The organism is Thalassospira lucentensis (genome assembly GCF_011806425.1).
Taxonomy (GTDB): Bacteria; Pseudomonadota; Alphaproteobacteria; order Rhodospirillales; family Thalassospiraceae; genus Thalassospira; species Thalassospira lucentensis_B.
The window spans coordinates 315,236-333,680 of sequence record NZ_JAATOV010000003.1 but is presented as its reverse complement, the minus strand read 5'-3'; the positions used below and the strand labels follow the sequence as shown (position 1 = coordinate 333,680).

Below are 18,445 nucleotides of genomic sequence, written 5' to 3'. Positions count from 1 at the left end.
CTTTTCTTAAGCGTTAATGCGGGCCTTCAGCACCTGCGACGGGCGGAACACAAGAACCTTCCGTGGCAAAATTGGCACTTCGTCACCCGTTTTCGGGTTACGTCCGATACGCTGTCCTTTCTGACGGACAGAGAAGCTTCCAAACGAGGAAATCTTTACGACTTCTTCTTTGATCAGCGCGGACGAAATTTCGTCAAGTACAGTTTCAAGCAGCTGGGCGGACTCATTCCGCGACAGACCTACTTCCTGATAAACGGCTTCAGCGAGATCCGCACGGGTAATCGTTGTTTCCGACATAACAGGCCGCCTCCTTATTTCGGGATTTATACACAGGGTTATATCTGGTGGCGAAATCAGTCAATATCAACAGGATACACTGCTTTAAGGCGGAATGTTGTGATTTTTAAGGAAATGGCGTGCTTTTCCGCCCAATCGCAAACATTACAGCAGTAATTTTACCACCGAACCAGCGACGCACCCCAAGTAAATCCACCACCCATGGCCTCAAGCACAACGATATCACCACGGTTGATTCGCCCATCATGCACGGCTTCTGCCAGTGCTAATGGAATAGACGCGGCTGAAGTGTTTGCGTGACGATCCACCGTAACCACGACCTTTTCTGGCGAAATACCAAACTTTTTGGCCGTGCTATCAAGGATACGACGGTTGGCCTGATGGGGCACCAGCCAATCGATATCCGCAGACTCGAGCCCAGTATCAGCTAGAACCTCGCGGATCACACCAGCAAGGTTGGTAACCGCATGACGGAAGACTTCTTTGCCTTCCATACGCAAATGCCCGACCGTCTGGGTTGCCGATGGGCCACCGTCAACATACAGAAGTTCATATTTGCTGCCGTCTGAATGCAGGCGGCTGGCAAGAATGCCTTGATCTTCGATCGTGCCATTGCCTTCGACACCCTGGACAACCACGGCCCCTGCCCCGTCACCAAACAAAACGCAGGTTCGGCGATCTTCCCAATCGAGGATACGCGAGAAGGTCTCAGCGCCAATCACAAGGGCGGTCTTGGCCTGTCCGTTGCGGATATACATATCCGCCGTCGTCAAACCATAGATAAAGCCCGAACACACGGCCTGAACGTCAAAGGCAAAGCCATTAACGCCAAGACGGTTCTGAACCTTGGTCGCGGTTGCCGGGAATGTGTTATCCGGGGTCGCCGTTGCGACAATGATCAGATCAATGTCATCGGCGGTTACACCCGCATGTTCCATCGCGCGCTGGGCCGCTTCAAAGGCGAGATCGCTGGTGGTTTGATCGTCAGCGGCGATATGGCGTTGGCGAATACCTGTACGCGCAACAATCCATTCATCTGATGTATCGACGCGCTTTGCCAGCTCATCATTGGTTAAAACGTTGGCAGGAAGGTATGAGCCGCAACCAATAATGCGAGAACGAACTGTCATGATGTGGGGACCACCAGCTTTCTAATATTTTGTTGAATTTATTCGTCGGCTTGAACAGCAGAACCGGCAATTTCTTCTACTGTTTTGCCAGACATCGCCTGTTCAAAAGCAGCAAGCTCATCTTTGATGCTGTCATTGAGTTTATTGACAATCAAATCATGGCAAACGCCAATTGCATTTGAAAAACCAAGTGCATCTGTTCCGCCGTGGCTTTTAACAGCAATACCATTCAGGCCAAGCAACATCGCACCGTTATAGCGGCGCGGATCCATCCGGTCGCGGAAACGCTGAAGCGAACGACGGGCAAGCAGATAGCCTAGCTTGGCAAAGAATGAGCTTTTGAACGTTTCACGCAGGAAATGAACCAAAAGACGCGCAGTACCCTCGGCGGTTTTAAGCGCGACATTGCCGGTAAAGCCATCGGTCACGATGACGTCGACGGTCCCTTTTGCAAGATCATCGCCCTCGACAAAGCCTTCAAAGCGGATCGGAAGATCAATTTCACGCAAAATAACAGCGGCCTTTTTAACCGCTTCGTTGCCTTTAAGCTCTTCAATCCCGACGTTCAGCAAGCCGACCGACGGTTTTTCAAGACCAAACAGAATGCGGGTAAACACTTCGCCCATAAGGGCAAACTGCACCAGATTGTTTTCATCGCACTCGATGTTTGCACCAAGATCAAGCATGACGGTCTCGCCACGCTGGGTCGGCATATAGGTTGCAATCGCCGGACGGTCGATGCCGCGCACGGTTTTAAGAACAAATTTTGCCATCGCCATCAAGGCACCGGTGTTCCCGGCCGAAATAACACCTTGGGCGCTGCCGTCTTTAACTGCATTGATCGCAAGACGCATGCTGGAGTCACGGCGTTGACGCAGCGCGACGGACGGCTTGTCATCCATTGTAACTTCTTGCGATGCATGGCGGATTTCGCTAACCGCTTCTAATGTTGGGTATTTGGCAAGAAGTGGCTTCAGCCGTGCTTCATCGCCAAACATCAGAAATTTGAGATGAGGGAGCCGCTTAAGTGCGATTTCTGCACCAGCAACGACCATCTCTGGCGCGTGGTCTCCGCCCATCGCGTCAAGTGATATGCAAACCTGTTCAGGCAAAGTATTCTCTTATGGTTGTTCTAAAACATCTGAACCGGATAGTCCGGCAGGTGGGCCACAACGCGAGGTGCACCTGTCATCTGTTGGCCGGAACGCCCGTAATTACCGGAAATCGCGACCAGATACAAGGTAAAGCACGCAAGCCGAGCTAACCTTACCAGCATAACCCGCCCGCACTGTATTTCATAAAAGTGAAATGCCGGTAAAGACCGGCATCCCAAGTGACACGTCGTGTCAGATCTTAGAGACCAAGAAGATTAGTCCTTCTTTTCAAGCTTTTCTTTAAGACCAGCAAGCTTGGCAAACGGATTTGGGCGCTCTTCTTCGGCTTCTTCCTCAACCAAAACGGCTTCGGGCAGTTCTGCACCTTCTTTGCGCGGATACGGGTCCATGGCAACTGCAAGAAACTGTGCGACAACTTCGCCAACATCGATTTTGCCATCAACCAACGGCTCTGGCTGATCCAAAAGTGCCATCAATTCATCTTCTGACAGGTCTTCAAGGTCGTCCGGGTTCGACGGAAGATCATCTTCGGACACATGCGGTGAAAACAGGACTTCAACGTCGTCTTCAACCTTTTCAGGCACAGGATCAAGGGTCGTGACGCAACGCTGAACGATATCAGCTTGCATCGGGCCACGCACGGTGACTTCGCCGTTAGACGCCACAAGGATCGTCAAATCAGCCTGAAGGCTATCAATTGAGATCAGCTCAAAACGCTTGGCCAGTGCAGCGCACTCTTTCTCGCTGGCTTTGATGGTCAGTTTTTCTTTTTTTCCAACCTGCTCATCGGTGTTCACGATGCGCGAAAATTCCGGGGTTACGTTCTTAGACATTTAGAAAACTCTTTTTCAATTACGGTGTGGTTACGGCAGGCACCGGCACATCCGGGAAACGCACTTTGCCGTTTTGTATCTCTGATAGGGTTTGTTGTTCAAGCAGGGTCAGGGCGTCATGCACATAACCGACCACTGCCATCAATTGTTCGTCACGCACGTCGGTATCGGCATAAAGATTGCGGTCCAAAGCCGCGGCAAGTTCTGCGGCACCACTTTGCATGCCTTCTTCGTATGCAACGATCCGACCGTGGTAGGAGTCCGACATTTTTCGAATACGCTTTAAAATGCCAACATCGCCAATGCCCATTTCGCGCATGTTCTGATCAAGATCGGCAAACATCACGTCAAACACTTCTTGGGCCAAATCCTTGTCGCCATCTTCCGCCTTCAGGCGGCGAAACAGGATAAAGGCATGGACCAAAATAAGGTCAAAGCGGCCTTCTTTCGTATCGGCGACGCCCAGCTTTGAATAAAATTCAGGTTGGCGCGCCTGGGTGACCATTGCGGTGTAAAGATCAACCGCAGACGCATGCTTGCGGTCTTTTTTCTTAAGCCATCCAAACAACAGTAACACTCCTTCGTTGACATTCCTGTCGTGGCACGCAGAATGCCGTAAATCTTTAGGGGCGCATTTGCCCCAAACATTGCCCGGCAATATCATGCGCATCGCGCAGAAACTCAAGGCAATTCCGGTTTGGTTTCAATAAGAGGGTCGCTCTGGTGAGCTTCATGCACAATAAAACTCTACGCATTCCCCTGATGATGCTGGCAGGACTGGCAGTCCTGTACGTATCGGCTTGCAGTCCCCGAGTTGCGACGCGCGGTAACGCGCCGGAACCAGAAATGCTTGAACAGATCAAGGTCGGAGAATCGACCAAGGGCGATGTCACCGACATTTTGGGGTCTCCCTCCACCGTCGCCGCATTCGACGAAAATGTGTGGCTGTACATTTCCAGCAGGAAGGAAACCGTTGCCTTCTTCGCACCGGAAACCGTCGAACGTCAAATTGTTCTCGTCAGCTTTGACAAGTCAAACCGCGTCGACATCCTAAGCCAATATGACCTCGAAGACGGCAAACCCGTTATTCCGTCAGATCGTGTGACGCCGACAGAAGGTCGTGAAATGACCATTCTGCAGCAGCTGTTTGGCAACCTTGGCCGCTTTAGCGAGAACAAGTAACCCAGCCTAAACAGTCAAGAAATCAGATTTTATCGAAAATGGTCGAACCCGCCTGGCGCGAGTTCGGCCATTTTGCCATCCGAGCCAATCAAATCCACCTGCCCGGCCTTATCGGTAATCTGGCCAATCACCGTAACCTGATCCCCCAATGCGGCGATATCGTCGGGCGCGCCCGCGATCAAAAGTTCATAATCATCACCGCCGGCAAGAATGGTCTGCCAATATGCTTCATCTTGCGCGATAAGCTGTGCGGCGGCGGGTGAAAGCGGAATGGCGCTTTGGTCAATCTGCATACCGACACCAGATGCCGTGCATATTTTGCGGCAATCACCCGCCAACCCATCTGAGATATCCATCGCGGCAAACCGCATGTTGGTCGCAACCAATGCTTGCCCGATATCCAATCGTGGTCGTGGTACCCAATAATGGTCTTTCAGGTAATCGCTGGCGTGCGGATCAAGATCGGTAATTTTGCCCTGCAACACCGCCAATCCAAGTGCCCCGTCGCCCAATGTCCCGGTTACTGCCAAAACGTCACCGGGCTTTGCCGCGTCACGGCGGAGCGCACGGCCCGCAAACACATAGCCAAACGCCGTCAGGCTAAAAAATGTCGGCCCGGGGGTGCCGACCGTATCCCCGCCCATCAGCGACACCAAATAGGTTTGGCAATCTTCGCCAAATCCTGCGGCGAAACGTTTGATCCAGTCTTCGGAAATATCGGGACCATAGCCCGCGGTCAAAACCACGCCACCGGGCTTTGCGCCCATGGCTGCCAAATCTGACAGGTTCACACCAAGAACCTTTTTAGCGATCAGTTCGGGGGCGTCTTCGCTGCGAAAATGAACGTCAGCAACCAACGCATCGGTGGTCACGACAACTTCGCAGCCTTCTGGCGGGGAAAAGATCGCGGCATCATCTTGAAGCGACAATGCCGCAGGATCACGTTGCGCGATGGGCGCAAAATGGCGCGCGATCAGATCAAATTCCCCCGACCGCGCTGCCATATCAGACGTTTCCGGCTTCACCGGGACGCAGCGTTTTGCCAATGCGATCAAGAACCGCATTCACAAGCTTTGGCTCGTTCTCGTCAAAGAACGAATGGGCTGCATCGACATATTCGGTAATGACAACACGCATGGGAACGTCTTCGCGCGCCATCAATTCATAGGTACCCGCGCGCATGATGCTGCGCAGAACGGTTTCAAGACGGTTGGTTTTCCAACCCTTTTCAAGCGCACCATCAATCAACGCATCGATATCAACCATGCGTGATGCGACGCCTTGCACCAGATCAGCAAAGAAACCGCGATCCGGATCAATGAGATCTTCGTTGGTGATATCAAGATCACGTCCGCCTTCGCCATCAAGACGGAAATCGGAATATTCCCGTACGATGTCGCCAGCCGAAAGCTGCGACAATTCGGCTTGATAAAGCGCCTGAATAGCGGAAAAGCGCGCTGCGCTGCGCCGCTGTGCGGCAGATGCCTTTGGTTTATCGGTCATTACTTGTGATGGATTCCAAAATGGTTTTGAACTTCGATCATACGAAGAACGGCATTGGCAGCTTCGCCACCCTTGTTCTTCTGATCGGCCTTACTGCGCGCGATAGCTTGTGCCTCGTTCTCAACGGTCAGAATACCGTTTCCAATCGCCAAACGAAAATCGAGGCAAAGCTGCATCAAAGCACGGTTGGCTTCTTCGCAGATATGATCGTAATGGGTCGTCTCGCCGCGGATCACACAGCCAAGGGCCAAATACCCGTCGTAACGCGGACCGGTTGCCAGCTCTTGCATGGATTGTACCGCATAACGGATCGCAATTGGCACTTCAAATGCACCAGACACCGAAATGCGGTCCCATGTTGCGCCACCAGCTTCTAACGTCGAAGCAGCCCCCTTAACGAGGTCTTCGACGATATGCGTATAATAAGGGGCATCCACAATCAAAATGTGGGGGGCGGTTTTCATGGTTCTATTCCTCCGAGACGACAAGCGGACGCTGATCAACCAGATTTAGGCCGAAGCCGTCAAGTCCTACAATGTGGCGTTTGGTATTTGAAAGCAGAATCATGTCGCGAATGCCCAAATCATGCAAGATTTGCGCGCCCACGCCGTAATCACGTAAATCTGTATCATCGTCGGCCTGCGCAAGTTCCTGACGCAGTGCTGCGCTGTCGCCACCATTAAGCTCGATCAGCTTGGCCACCGACGACGATAAACTATTTGCACGCGGTTCGCGGATCAAAACAACGACACCGCGTCCCTCCGCGCCGATCTGACGCATGGCAGCGGCCAATTGCCCATTATGACCCGATTGGGTATCGCCCAAAACATCATCCAGAACATTAAGTGCATGGACGCGGGTTAATACCGGCGCGTCGTCGCTGATATCGCCTTTTACAAGGGCGATATGTTCGGCATAGGTGACATTATTAACATACAGATGAAGATCAAACTCGCCACCGTTTGTGCTGGTGATCTTCGTCGTCGCTTTGCGTTGCACGACTTTTTCATGCTTGCGGCGATAGCGGATCAAATCGGCAATCTGTGCGATTTTAAGGTCATGTTTCTTGGCAAACTCGACAAGTTCTGGCAGGCGGGCCATTTCGCCAGAATCGCTCATGATTTCGCAAATCACGCCAGATGGGTTCAAGCCGGCAAGACGCGCAATATCAACAGATGCCTCAGTATGGCCTGCACGTACCAACACCCCGCCTGCCCGCGCACGTAGCGGGAAAACATGGCCTGGCGTCACGATATCATGCCGACCCGCGGTTGGATCAATCGCAACCGCGACAGTGCGCGCACGATCCGGTGCGGAAATCCCTGTGGTCACACCGGTTTTGGCTTCGATTGAAACGGTAAAGGCAGTTTCGTGACGTGTACCGTTATGGGCACTCATCATCGTCAGGCCCAATTCGTCGCACCGTTCGTTTTCAAGGGTCAGACAAATCAGCCCGCGCCCATGCGTAGCCATAAAGTTGATCGCATCCGGGGTTGCCATCTGTGCGGGAATGACAAGATCGCCTTCGTTTTCGCGATCTTCGTCATCCACCAGAATAAACATCCGGCCATTGCGCGCTTCTTCGATGACGTCTTCAATCGGCGACAGATAACTGTTTGGCATTTCTGATCAATCCTTGCCCAGCATGCGCGCGACGTAACGTGCAAGCATGTCGATTTCGAAATTAATCCGGTCGCCCGGATGTTTCGATCCCAACGTGGTGTGTGTCTGTGTATGTGGTATCAGATTGATACCAAAAGTGTTTCCGTCAACCTCATTGACCGTCAAAGACACTCCTTCAAGCGTAACCGACCCTTTGGACGCGATATATTTCGCAAAGGCTTCGGGCACTTCGAATGTCAGGCGCAAAGAATCCCCCTCGGGGATACGTTTGGTCAAAACCGCGACACCATCTACATGGCCAGAAACGATGTGCCCGCCCAGCTCGTCGCCGACACGGGTTGCTTGTTCAAGGTTCACGTTCGATCCGACCGAAAGATCGCCAAGCGTCGTTTTATCCAGACTTTCTGCCGATGCTTCAATCGCAAACCAGTCATCACCGGTTTCGATTACGGTCATGCAGGCACCGTTACAGGCAATTGACGCACCCAAATCAATCTTGGTGGTGTCAAAAGACGTTGTAAATTCAAAACGCGTATCGCCGGTTTTTTCAATCGAGCGAACTTTTGCAATATCGGTGATGATGCCCGTAAACATGAACTTAATCCGTTTTATTATCGTATGTTACCACAATGTCTTCGCCCACTTCGCGAACCGAAACACGCTCAAACCGTGGCATATCTGAAAGCTGCGTCACACCAAGTTGCGCAATCATTGCTTTGCCGTCATCCCCGATCATTGACGGGGCGACAAAATGGACAACCCGGTCGACAACACCGACCTTAAGCAACGCTGCCGCAAGGCTTCCGCCGCTTTCGACCAAAACGCGTGTTAACCCCAAACCGGCCAACGTGCGCAACACGTCATGTAAGTCAAAATGACCATCGGCGCATCCCGCTGAAACGACTTTTACCGAGGTTTTTTCAAATTTTTCCGATAGTTCGCTGAAATGTGTGTCCGACACGACAAGCCATGTGGGAACAACTTCCGCCGTCTCAATCAGCTTTGCGGAAACAGGGACATCACCTTTGCGATCCAAAATAACCCGCACCGGCGACTGATCTTCGCGACCTGCAATCCGACATGTCAGCGTTGGATCATCGGCAATGACTGTGTTGGCCCCAACAAGGATAGCGTCGTGATTGGCGCGCAACAAATGCCCCTGTTCACGGGCTGCTGCACCGGTAATCCATTGGCTTTCGCCGCTATGGGTCGCTGACCGCGCATCCAAGGTGGACGCAAGTTTTAAGGTAACAAACGGTCTGTCGCGCTCGATACGGGATAGGAAACCTTCGTTCACGCGCCGTGCTTCATCCGCAAAAAGTCCGATATCTACACGAATGCCCGCATCAAGTAGCATTTGATGACCGCGCCCAGAAACCCGATCATCAGGATCCTCAAGCGCACAAACAACCCGTGCAACGCCCGCTTCGATCAGGCCTGCAGCACAGGGGGGTGATTTTCCAAAATGACTACATGGTTCAAGGGTGACATAGGCGGTTGCCCCCTTGGCAAGGTTTCCGGCGACATCAAGAGCAACGCGTTCCGCGTGCGGACGTCCGCCCGGCTGCGTATGACCATGCCCGACAATCGTGCCTTCTGGCGATACCAGGACACACCCAACCGACGGATTTGGCCAGACATTTCCCAAACCGCGTTTAGACAGGCTTAATGCGACCCGCATGAAATGCCGGTCATCTTCTGTAAACGCGGGGGCTGTCATTACTCTGCGTCCGCCTCTTCTTCCCCATCATTCATATTTTCCACGAATTGCTCGAAATCACGGGCTTCGCGGAAGTTTTTATAAACCGAAGCGTAGCGCACATACGCCACCTGATCGAGGGCGTTTAACGCCTCCATCACCATTTCACCAATGGTATCGGTGGTAATGTCGCTTTCACCACTGCTTTCAAGACGTCGTTGAATGCCATTAAGGGCCTTTTCAACGCGCTCGTCTTCAATGGGGCGCTTACGGCAGGCAAGAAAGATCGACCGCGCCAATTTGTCGCGGTCGAACAATTCGCGTTGCCCGTCCGTTTTAACGACCATCAGTTCACGCAATTGAACACGTTCAAAGGTCGTAAACCGTGATCCACACGCAGGACAGAACCGCCGCCGCCGAATAGCATGATGCTCTTCGGTCGGGCGGGAGTCCTTTACCTGTGTGTCAGTATGTCCGCAGAACGGGCAACGCATATTTATTTACTCGCTCTTTGCGCGATCAGGAATAGATCGGGAAGCGTTTGCAAAGGTCTTCGACCTTCGCACGAACAGCGGCTTCAACGTCGGAATCACCTTCCGGGCGATCAACCATCGCATCGAGAACGTCACCGATCAGCTCACCGATCTGTTGGAACTCAGCAACACCGAACCCACGGGTAGTTCCTGCAGGGGTGCCTAGACGGATACCAGATGTAATGGTCGGCTTTTCGGTATCAAACGGGATACCGTTTTTGTTGCAGGTGATCCCTGCCCGCTCAAGCGCTTCTTCTGCTGCGTTGCCTTTAAGGCCCTTCGGACGCAGGTCAACAAGCATCAGGTGCGTGTCGGTCCCTTTGGTCACGATGTCAAAGCCACGTTTGACCAGAACTTCGGCCAGTGCTTTGGCATTATCAATGATCTGCTGGGTGTATTCTTTAAATTCCGGACGCAGTGCTTCGCCAAAGGCCACGGCCTTGGCTGCAATCACATGCATCAACGGACCACCTTGCAGACCCGGGAAGACAGCCGAATTGATCTTTTTGCCGATATCAAGATTGTTCGACAAAATCATGCCGCCGCGCGGACCGCGAAGGGTTTTGTGCGTGGTGGTGGTAACAACATCGGCATAAGGAAGCGGGCTTGGGTGAACGCCGCCAGCAACCAGACCGGCAAAGTGGGCCATATCAACCATCAAAAGCGCGCCAACTTTATCCGCGATTTCACGGAAACGCTTGAAGTCAATCTGACGCGGAATGGCCGAACCACCCGCAATGATCAAGGCCGGTTTGTGCTCAATAGCAAGTGCTTCAACCTGATCGTAATCAAGGGTCAGGTCGTCTTCACGCACACCATACTGAACCGCATTGAACCATTTGCCCGACAGCGCCGGACGTGCGCCATGCGTCAAGTGACCACCAGCATCAAGCGACATACCCAAAATGGTATCGCCCGGCTTGCAAAGGGCCAACATAACCGCACCATTTGCCTGCGCGCCGGAATGCGGCTGGACGTTGACGAACTCGCAACCAAACAGTTCTTTGGCACGATCAATCGCAAGCTGCTCGGCCACGTCAACAAATTCGCACCCGCCGTAATAACGGCGCGAAGGATAACCTTCGGCATATTTGTTGGTCAGAACAGTACCCTGTGCTTCTATAACGGCTTTGGAAACAATGTTTTCCGAAGCAATCATCTCGATTTGGTTCTGCTGACGGTCCAGTTCATCGGTAACGGATTTGAACAATGCCGGGTCGGCGTCGGACAAGCTGGTGGTGAAAAAGCCTTTGAACGACATGTTGGGGCCTCTCTCGATGCAATATAACGGGTGGCTATACAGTTAAGCGCACCGCCCGTTTTGGTGAATGCCAGATGGCGATGTAATTAGTTGGATTAAGACATTTTCGCAACACGGAGCGCGTGGCGGCCGCCTTCAAATTCGGTCGATAGAAACGCATCGATACAATCAAGCGCTAACAAATCCCCGACGAGGCGTGCGCCAAGGCACAAAACATTTGCGTTATTGTGCTGGCGGCTCAATGTCGCCGAAAGGCGATCATGCGCCAAGGCTGCACGGATTTCAGGGTATCGGTTGGCCGCGATGCTCATACCAATGCCCGAACCACATACAAGAATACCCGCGTCTGACTTGCCCTCGATAATCGATTGGGCAACAACTTTGGCATAGTCGGGATAATCCACGGACTCTGAACTGTTTGTGCCTAAATCAAAAACCTCGATGCCGCGATCTTTCAAGGCACTGATAATTGTGGATTTAAGCTCAACACCGCCATGGTCGGCAGCAATAGCAACGGTCTTAACGTTCATGGGTGCGCCCTTGATCGAAGTCAGTAAAGGAAATTGAGCGCCTTGTAGCATACAGGATGCAAACTGCCAACGCGCAGGACGCCATGATCCACAAGTTTTACAAAGAACAGCTATGCGTCGCTGCGCACTCAGCGCCGATGCGTGCCCGTTTCGCGTATAAGTCTTCTTTTTGCCAATTTCTTCTCGCAAAAGATTTGAATTGCACCGACGTCTGTGCCCAAACCGATACACCGAATGGTATTATTCTCACCCCGAAATATTAACCTCTTGGATATTCGGTCGTTTTCGTAGTGACCCAAAGGGCCAGATTAGTTATCATCGACGGATATACTTTTGTGTACTCTTTTTAACGTGAAATCGACTTGCCGTTTTCTCTTGTTTGACTATATCCGTTAAATAGTGCATTACGCTTCACGTAGTTTTTAAATTAAAGGAAAATATCGCTCATGTCAGACGCCTCAAAAAGCGTGATTGATCGCGACGAACTCTTGCAAATGACCGTGGATATTGTTTCTGCGTATGTAAGCAACAATTCGCTTGCCGCTGCTCAGATTCCTGAATTGATTTCGACCGTATTCGGTTCCCTTGATGAAATTCATATGGACGAAAGCGAACCCGAACAAGAGCCGCTGAAACCGGCTGTTCCGATCCGCAAGTCTGTTGGCGACGAATACATCATTTGCCTTGAAGACGGCAAAAAGCTGAAAATGCTCAAACGCCACCTGCGTACGACCTACAACCTGACGCCGGAAGAATACCGTGCGAAATGGGGCCTGCCGTCTGATTATCCGATGGTTGCACCGAACTACGCAAAACAGCGTTCACAGTTCGCCAAGAAAATCGGTCTGGGCCGCAAAGCGAAGTAAACCGCTTGCCCCTTCCGATCATTCGATCAAATAAAACGCCGCACGGTCATAAACTGTGCGGCGTTTTCTTTTTGTCTGCGATACCGCAATAAAAAAGCCCGGCTCTGTGCCGGGCTTTTCCATCATCATATGATTTGATTATTTTGCGTAATCGTAAGAGCCGTCTGCCCACTCGTAGAATACGTAACCCGGTGCAGCAACGTCACCTTTGGCATCAAACGAGATCGAACCAAGAACGGTGTCGAATTCATCGCCGCTATGCAGCGCTTCGATCACAGCTTCAGAGTCGGTGGTACCCGCTTTTTCAGCTGCCTGCGCCCAAGCCTGGATCGCACCATAGGTGTAAAGGGTGTAACCTTCTGGCTTGTAGTTCTGAGCTTCGAAGTATTTCACGAGCTCAGCGTTGCGCGGATCTTTTTCAAGCGCCGGACCAGCAGTAAAGAGCGTACCTTTACCAGCGTCACCCGTGATGGACCAATACTCAAGCGAGTTCAGCGCATCACCGGAAATGGCAAGCGTATCAAGACCCTGGCTGCGCATCTGACGGACAATGAGGCCCAATTCGGTGTGGTAACCACCGTAATACAGGACGTCAACGCCTTCAGATTTCAGCTTGGTTACCAGTGCCGAGTAATCTTTCTCACCCGGGGTGATGGCTTCATACATCACTTCTTCAACGCCAGCAGCGTTCAGGTTTTTCTTGGTTTCGTCAGCGAGGCCTTTGGAATAAGCCTGTTTGTCGTGAACGATGGCGATTTTCTTGTCGCCATATTTTTCAGCCAAGTATTTACCGGCAACTTCGCCCTGCTGGTCATCACGGCCGCAAACACGGAAAACGTTGTCCATATCGCGTTCGGTTAGCTGCGGGTTGGTCGAAGCCGGGGAAATCTGAACGATGCCTTCTTCGAAGTACACTTCAGAAGCCGGGATCGATGAACCCGAGCAGAAGTGACCAGCCACAAGGGCGACGTCTTTGCTCACGAGTTGGTTGGCAACAGCAACAGCCTGTTTCGGATCGCAAGCATCATCGCCGATTTCAAGAACAACTTGTTCACCGTTCACGCCACCAGCAGCATTGAGATCAGCAACAACTTTTTCTGCGCCCTTGGTCATCTGCTCGCCAAAGGCGGCATATGGGCCGGTCATCGGACCAACGGTCGCGATAACGATGTCTGCTTTTGCAGCACCCATCGACAGAACGAGTGCAGACGCAGTTGCCAGAAGGCCGAGCTTTGTTTTCGACATTAGTGAAGTCTCCCTGTTCCAAAGGTAGGTTCCATCACCGCGACGGAACCATCTTTAACTGGACAAGAAACCGGCTCTTTTTATCATCAGATTACCGGTTTCATCTCCCCACACTTTAACACCCCAGAATTGACATGCAATAGTGCAAAGCGGTGCGTTACCAACTATTTAGCAACGCGATGGCGGCAGCCGACTGCCGCCATCAAAAGATCAGACATCCGCGCCTTCGCGTGCGCGATACCCAAACGGTCCGACACGCTCATAAAGCCACGGATATTGCGACAGCATTTTATTGACCCGGGTCACGCGGAATGCTGCTGACATGATCGCAAACAGGATCACGGTGTCAAAAATATACCCCGACAGCGAAAGTAACTCGCCCTCGAACAAGGCATAGGTCAGAAACCGGTCAACAAGACCAAGCAGCAATGAATATGCATACAGCTGATGCACCGAACGCCAGGTATTGGCGATCGCCTGCCCGGTCATAAACGCGCAGAACCCCATCAGGATGACGGTCATGCCGATTGTGACACCCGTACTGGTACCTGTAATCGTTTCCATATCCGTCTCCTAGTGGCCACCCTCGAGATAGGCGGCACGGACTTCCGGATTGGCCAGAAGTTCGGCACCTGTTCCCGACAGGGTAATGTTGCCGTTCACCATCACATACCCACGATGGGCAAGCTTCAGCGCATGAAACGCATTCTGCTCGACCAAGAAGACCGTTACCTTCTTCTCGCGGTTAATCTTTTTGATGGTCTCAAAGATTTGCTTAACGACCAGCGGCGCAATGCCAAGGGAAGGTTCGTCAAGCAGCAACAAACGCGGACGGCCCATCAATGCACGACCAATCGCCAACATTTGTTGTTCACCGCCCGACATCGTCCCGGCACGCTGGCTGATACGTTCCTTAAGACGCGGGAACAAATCGAACACCATTTCAAGATCGTCATCGAAATATTTCGGATCCTGGGTGCTCGCCCCCATCTGCAGGTTTTCATGCACGGACATGCGCGGAAAAATCCGACGACCTTCGGGCGATTGCTGAATACCAAGATGGCAAATCTCATGCGTTGGCATGCGACTGATATCTTGGCCCTCAAACAAAATGCGCCCCTTGGTGGCCTGCGGCGAACCGCAACACGTCATCAGCAACGTCGTTTTGCCGGCACCGTTGGCGCCGATCAATGTGACGATTTCACCTTCATTGACTTCCATATCAATGCCCCGGAGGGCTTCGATATTGCCATAGAAGGTATGTACACCTTCAATTTTTAGCATGGACATATCGATTTACTCCCTCACGTCGCTTTCGGATCAAGATGAAGGTCTGCTGCGACTTCCGGCGGCAGCTCATCGTCATCATCTTCACCCAGATATGCACGAATAACTGCCGGATCGTTCTTCACTGCTTCCGGATCGCCATCAGCGATCTTTTTGCCGTAATCAAGCACGATCACATGGTCGGAAATCTTCATGACAACGCTCATGTCATGTTCAATCAACAGAAGGCCAATCCCTTGATCATCGCGAATGCTTTGAAGCAGAACATTAAGTTCCGCCGATTCACGTGGGTTAAGGCCAGCTGCTGGTTCATCCAGACACAAAAGGGATGGATTGACGCACATCGCACGCGCAATCTCGAGACGACGCTGGGACCCATATGGCAAGTTGCCAGCATTCCAGTCGGCCTGCTCATACAGGCCAACCTTGTTTAGCCAGAACTTGGCGGTTTCAAGCGCCTGCTTTTCCGCCTTAGCATAACGACCAAGGTTAAACAGCCCCGCTAGCGAAAAGGCTGATGCCTCCATCAACGCATTATGCTGGGCAACGATCAGGTTTTCCAAAACAGTCATCCCAGTAAACAGGCGGATGTTTTGGAATGTCCGTGCCACACCATTGTTGCGCGGAATGCGGAAACCCTCGCTCCGCTCCAAAAGTCGCGGTCCGTCATTGGCATAAAGCGTTAGACGACCCTCAGTCGGAACGTAGAACCCGGTAAGACAGTTAAAGACCGTGGTCTTCCCTGCCCCGTTCGGGCCAATGATGGCGGTGATCTCACCCTTTCGTGCGGTGAAAGAAAGATCATCGATGGCGACCAACCCGCCAAAGCGCATGGTCAAGTGTTCGACTTCAAGTTGGACGTTGTCGGTCATTTGGCTTCTCCGGCAACTTTTTCTTTCTTGCTCATATTCAAAAGGATGGTCGGATCACGGAAGGACAGAAGTCCGCGCGGACGCCACAACATGATGGCAACCATACCAGCCCCGAAAATCAGCATGCGATACTCGGCCAGTTCACGGAACATTTCCGGGAAACCGATCATCACCACCGCCGCAAGAACCACACCGATCTGACTGCCCATACCGCCCATCACAACGATGGCCAAGATCACAGCAGATTCCAGGAAGGTGAAGCTTTCCGGGCTGATAAAGCCCTGACGGGTGGCAAAGAATGCACCGGCAAAGCCCCCAAACATCGCACCGATTGCAAAAGCAGACAGCTTGGTGTTTGTCGGATTAATACCAAGAGAACGACAAGCGATTTCGTCTTCGCGTAGCGCTTCCCAAGCACGCCCGATCGGCAATTTGCGCAACCGCATCGTGACAAAGTTGGTGACAAGCGCCAGCGCAAGGATCAGGTAATACAGGAAGATCAGGCGATGCATTGATGAGTATTCAATCCCCATCAAGTCGCCAAACCCAATGGACCCTTCTGGAACACGGCGGGAAAATTCCGCCAGTCCAAAGAAGCTTGGGCGTTCGATGGACGAAATACCATCCGGGCCACCGGTCAAATCATACCAGTTGATCAAAACAACACGGATGATTTCACCAAAGCCCAAGGTCACAATCGCAAGATAGTCACCGCGCAACCGCAGAACCGGGAAGCCAAGAACAATCCCGAAACTTGCGGCAAAGATACCGGCAAGTGGCAAACACAGCCAGAAGCTGAGATCGAAGTTCTGTGACAGCAGCGCATAAGAATAAGCCCCCACCGCATAAAACGCCACATACCCCAGATCAAGCAAACCAGCCAGACCGACCACGATGTTAAGCCCCCAGCCCAACATGATGTAAATCATCACAAGGGTCGCAAGGTCGATCGCGGAACGGTTTTCGCCAAACAGGAACGGGAAAATGATAAAGAAGATAATCCCGATCAAACCGATTTTCTTGGTGTTGGAACGATAAGCGACCTGAATTTTCGACGAAAGCTTCGTGCTTTCATCAACTTCCGCGGCGCTTTTTTCTTTCATCGAAAAATACGCAATCGCAAACACAATTGCGAGGAAGCAAAGTGTGACGATCATGCTTGAGACGCTACCAAACGCCATATCAAGCACCACAGGCGGCGCCCAGCGGTCGTCCATTTCACGGAAGCGGACAAACATCTCAAAAACGCAAACCGCAGCCAGCGTAATCAAAATCGCCTGAGCCAGTCGCGAAATACCTTCGCGGCGGACAATCAGGGCAAGACGACCAATAACCGTTGATCCAATGGCAATCAGGACAAGGTCCCAACGCACCGCAAGTTCAAGTCCGGTCGGTCGGTCAACGGTTTCGACCCCAAGGATCATGACCGACATCAAGAGCGCGATCACGGCAAAGAACGCAAGTTCCTTGACGATTTCAGAGCCGCTCGTTCGAGATGAAGCAAATGCAGAAGACATCAGACTTTCTCCACCTCCGGCTTACCAAGCAGCCCCCACGGGCGGAAGATCAGAACCAGAACAAGAATACCGAACGTCGCAACGTCCTTATATTCAATCGTCAGATACCCCGACCAGAATGCTTCGATCAGACCAATCAAAAGGCCACCAAGCATCGCACCTGGAAGCGACCCAATGCCGCCCAGAACAGCTGCGGTAAAGGCCTTCACACCGGCAAGGAAGCCGATATAGAAGTCAATCACGCCGTAATAAAGCGTCACCATCATCCCCGCGACAGATGCCAAAGCAGCCCCCATCACAAAGGTGGTCGAAATGGTACGGTCAACATTGACCCCCAAAAGACCTGCCATGGTCCGATCCTGCTCACACGCGCGCTGCGCACGCCCCAAGGACGTTTTTGCAATCAGGGTCGAAAACACTACCATCAAGACAAAGGTCAGAAGGATAATGATGATCTGCATATAGCTAAGCTGAACGTCAAAGTTCGGGCTTCGCATCAAGGTAATACCGCCTTCAATAAGCGGCTGCATCGGCTTTACGCGTGCACCTTGCGAAATCTGAACGAAGTTCTGCAAAAAGATCGACATGCCAATCGCCGAAATCAGCGCTGCAAGACGGAATGATCCACGCAGCGGCCGATAGGCAACCCGTTCAACGCCCCACCCATAGATCGAGGTCAGAATCATTGAAACGAACAGCATCAAAAGAAGTGTAAGCGGCAAAATGCCACTAATCCCTGCCGCCTGACAAATCAGGAAGGTAATCAGAGAGTGAAACGCACCGATCATATAGATCTCGCCGTGCGCGAAGTTGATCATACCGATAATGCCATACACCATGGTGTAACCGATCGCGATTAAACCATAGATAGCGCCCAGCGTGAGACCGTTGATTAATTGTTGTAAGAAATAAGCCCAATCCATTGCACAACCTTAGATTTGGCACAGACAAA

22 protein-coding genes are annotated in these 18,445 nt (G+C 52.0%); 2 read left to right on the top strand and 20 right to left on the bottom strand.

The genetic code is table 11. The annotated features are described in order from the left end of the window. Positions 1 to 6 precede the first annotated feature (6 nt). The 5 genes from HCZ99_RS11535 to HCZ99_RS11515 all read right to left on the bottom strand — a co-directional run bounded on the left by HCZ99_RS11535 (position 7) and on the right by HCZ99_RS11515 (position 3,943). The gene (locus HCZ99_RS11535) at positions 7 to 297 is read right to left on the bottom strand and encodes an integration host factor subunit alpha (RefSeq protein ID WP_167447118.1); all 291 of its coding nucleotides are present in this window, start codon (positions 295 to 297) and stop codon (positions 7 to 9) included. 158 nt (positions 298 to 455) lie between these two features. Then, a complete protein-coding gene (locus HCZ99_RS11530) occupies positions 456 to 1,427 on the bottom strand; it encodes a beta-ketoacyl-ACP synthase III (RefSeq protein ID WP_167447117.1) in 972 nt (323 codons plus the stop codon). 38 nt (positions 1,428 to 1,465) lie between these two features. Continuing rightward, a complete protein-coding gene (gene plsX / locus HCZ99_RS11525; protein WP_167447116.1) occupies positions 1,466 to 2,539 on the bottom strand; it encodes a phosphate acyltransferase PlsX in 1,074 nt (357 codons plus the stop codon). Between the two features lie 257 nt (positions 2,540 to 2,796). Continuing rightward, on the bottom strand, positions 2,797 to 3,375 hold the full coding sequence (locus HCZ99_RS11520; protein ID WP_167447115.1) for a YceD family protein: 579 nt from the start codon (positions 3,373 to 3,375) through the stop codon (positions 2,797 to 2,799). 19 nt (positions 3,376 to 3,394) lie between these two features. Further along, positions 3,395 to 3,943, bottom strand: coding sequence for a ubiquinol-cytochrome C chaperone family protein (locus HCZ99_RS11515; RefSeq protein WP_167447114.1), 549 nt, complete (start codon positions 3,941 to 3,943; stop codon positions 3,395 to 3,397). A gap of 164 nt (positions 3,944 to 4,107) precedes the next feature. Between HCZ99_RS11515 and HCZ99_RS11510 the strand changes: the two genes are divergently transcribed. Then, positions 4,108 to 4,557, top strand: coding sequence for an outer membrane protein assembly factor BamE (locus tag HCZ99_RS11510; RefSeq protein ID WP_167447113.1), 450 nt, complete (start codon positions 4,108 to 4,110; stop codon positions 4,555 to 4,557). Between the two features lie 29 nt (positions 4,558 to 4,586). Here the strand turns inward: HCZ99_RS11510 and thiL are convergent, their stop codons facing one another. From thiL to rpiB, 9 genes are all read right to left on the bottom strand, one after another. Beyond that, positions 4,587 to 5,561 carry a thiamine-phosphate kinase gene (thiL, locus tag HCZ99_RS11505; RefSeq protein ID WP_167447112.1) on the bottom strand — a complete coding sequence of 325 codons (975 nt, stop codon included), beginning with the start codon at positions 5,559 to 5,561 and terminating at the stop codon, positions 4,587 to 4,589. 1 nt (position 5,562) lies between these two features. Continuing rightward, positions 5,563 to 6,060, bottom strand: coding sequence for a transcription antitermination factor NusB (nusB, locus tag HCZ99_RS11500; protein WP_167447111.1), 498 nt, complete (start codon positions 6,058 to 6,060; stop codon positions 5,563 to 5,565). Next, positions 6,060 to 6,524 carry a 6,7-dimethyl-8-ribityllumazine synthase gene (gene ribH, locus HCZ99_RS11495; RefSeq protein WP_167447110.1) on the bottom strand — a complete coding sequence of 155 codons (465 nt, stop codon included), beginning with the start codon at positions 6,522 to 6,524 and terminating at the stop codon, positions 6,060 to 6,062. Before ribH ends, nusB begins: the two co-directional genes overlap by 1 nt. A gap of 4 nt (positions 6,525 to 6,528) precedes the next feature. Beyond that, a complete protein-coding gene (gene ribB, locus HCZ99_RS11490) occupies positions 6,529 to 7,683 on the bottom strand; it encodes a 3,4-dihydroxy-2-butanone-4-phosphate synthase (protein WP_167447109.1) in 1,155 nt (384 codons plus the stop codon). A gap of 6 nt (positions 7,684 to 7,689) precedes the next feature. Continuing rightward, positions 7,690 to 8,277: a riboflavin synthase gene (locus tag HCZ99_RS11485; protein WP_167447108.1), complete on the bottom strand. Its 588-nt coding sequence runs from the start codon at positions 8,275 to 8,277 to the stop codon at positions 7,690 to 7,692. A 4-nt stretch (positions 8,278 to 8,281) separates the two neighbouring features. Further along, positions 8,282 to 9,403, bottom strand: coding sequence for a bifunctional diaminohydroxyphosphoribosylaminopyrimidine deaminase/5-amino-6-(5-phosphoribosylamino)uracil reductase RibD (ribD, locus tag HCZ99_RS11480; protein WP_167447107.1), 1,122 nt, complete (start codon positions 9,401 to 9,403; stop codon positions 8,282 to 8,284). Further along, positions 9,403 to 9,876, bottom strand: a complete 474-nt coding sequence (gene nrdR, locus HCZ99_RS11475) for a transcriptional regulator NrdR (RefSeq protein WP_167447106.1) — start codon at positions 9,874 to 9,876, stop codon at positions 9,403 to 9,405. Before nrdR ends, ribD begins: the two co-directional genes overlap by 1 nt. A gap of 25 nt (positions 9,877 to 9,901) precedes the next feature. Further along, complete coding sequence (gene glyA / locus HCZ99_RS11470; protein WP_167447105.1) at positions 9,902 to 11,176, bottom strand: serine hydroxymethyltransferase; 1,275 nt, start codon at positions 11,174 to 11,176, stop codon at positions 9,902 to 9,904. Between the two features lie 95 nt (positions 11,177 to 11,271). After that, positions 11,272 to 11,706: a ribose 5-phosphate isomerase B gene (gene rpiB / locus HCZ99_RS11465; protein WP_167447104.1), complete on the bottom strand. Its 435-nt coding sequence runs from the start codon at positions 11,704 to 11,706 to the stop codon at positions 11,272 to 11,274. Between the two features lie 446 nt (positions 11,707 to 12,152). On the opposite strand from rpiB, the gene HCZ99_RS11460 reads away from it, so the two are divergent. Next, a complete protein-coding gene (locus tag HCZ99_RS11460; protein ID WP_167447103.1) occupies positions 12,153 to 12,572 on the top strand; it encodes a MucR family transcriptional regulator in 420 nt (139 codons plus the stop codon). 138 nt (positions 12,573 to 12,710) lie between these two features. Here HCZ99_RS11460 and HCZ99_RS11455 read toward each other — a convergent pair whose 3' ends face one another. From HCZ99_RS11455 to HCZ99_RS11430, 6 genes are all read right to left on the bottom strand, one after another. After that, positions 12,711 to 13,817, bottom strand: coding sequence for a branched-chain amino acid ABC transporter substrate-binding protein (locus HCZ99_RS11455; RefSeq protein WP_167447102.1), 1,107 nt, complete (start codon positions 13,815 to 13,817; stop codon positions 12,711 to 12,713). Positions 13,818 to 14,027: 210 nt separating this feature from the next. Next, on the bottom strand, positions 14,028 to 14,381 hold the full coding sequence (locus tag HCZ99_RS11450; RefSeq protein WP_167447101.1) for a DUF6867 family protein: 354 nt from the start codon (positions 14,379 to 14,381) through the stop codon (positions 14,028 to 14,030). A gap of 9 nt (positions 14,382 to 14,390) precedes the next feature. After that, the gene (locus HCZ99_RS11445) at positions 14,391 to 15,101 is read right to left on the bottom strand and encodes an ABC transporter ATP-binding protein (RefSeq protein WP_167447530.1); all 711 of its coding nucleotides are present in this window, start codon (positions 15,099 to 15,101) and stop codon (positions 14,391 to 14,393) included. 20 nt (positions 15,102 to 15,121) lie between these two features. Next, the gene (locus tag HCZ99_RS11440) at positions 15,122 to 15,976 is read right to left on the bottom strand and encodes an ABC transporter ATP-binding protein (protein ID WP_167447100.1); all 855 of its coding nucleotides are present in this window, start codon (positions 15,974 to 15,976) and stop codon (positions 15,122 to 15,124) included. Continuing rightward, the gene (gene livM / locus HCZ99_RS11435; protein WP_167447099.1) at positions 15,973 to 17,493 is read right to left on the bottom strand and encodes a high-affinity branched-chain amino acid ABC transporter permease LivM; all 1,521 of its coding nucleotides are present in this window, start codon (positions 17,491 to 17,493) and stop codon (positions 15,973 to 15,975) included. The genes HCZ99_RS11440 and livM overlap by 4 nt, the downstream gene beginning before the upstream one ends. Beyond that, positions 17,493 to 18,416, bottom strand: a complete 924-nt coding sequence (locus HCZ99_RS11430; protein ID WP_167447098.1) for an ABC transporter permease subunit — start codon at positions 18,414 to 18,416, stop codon at positions 17,493 to 17,495. The genes livM and HCZ99_RS11430 overlap by 1 nt, the downstream gene beginning before the upstream one ends. Positions 18,417 to 18,445: the final 29 nt, after the last annotated feature.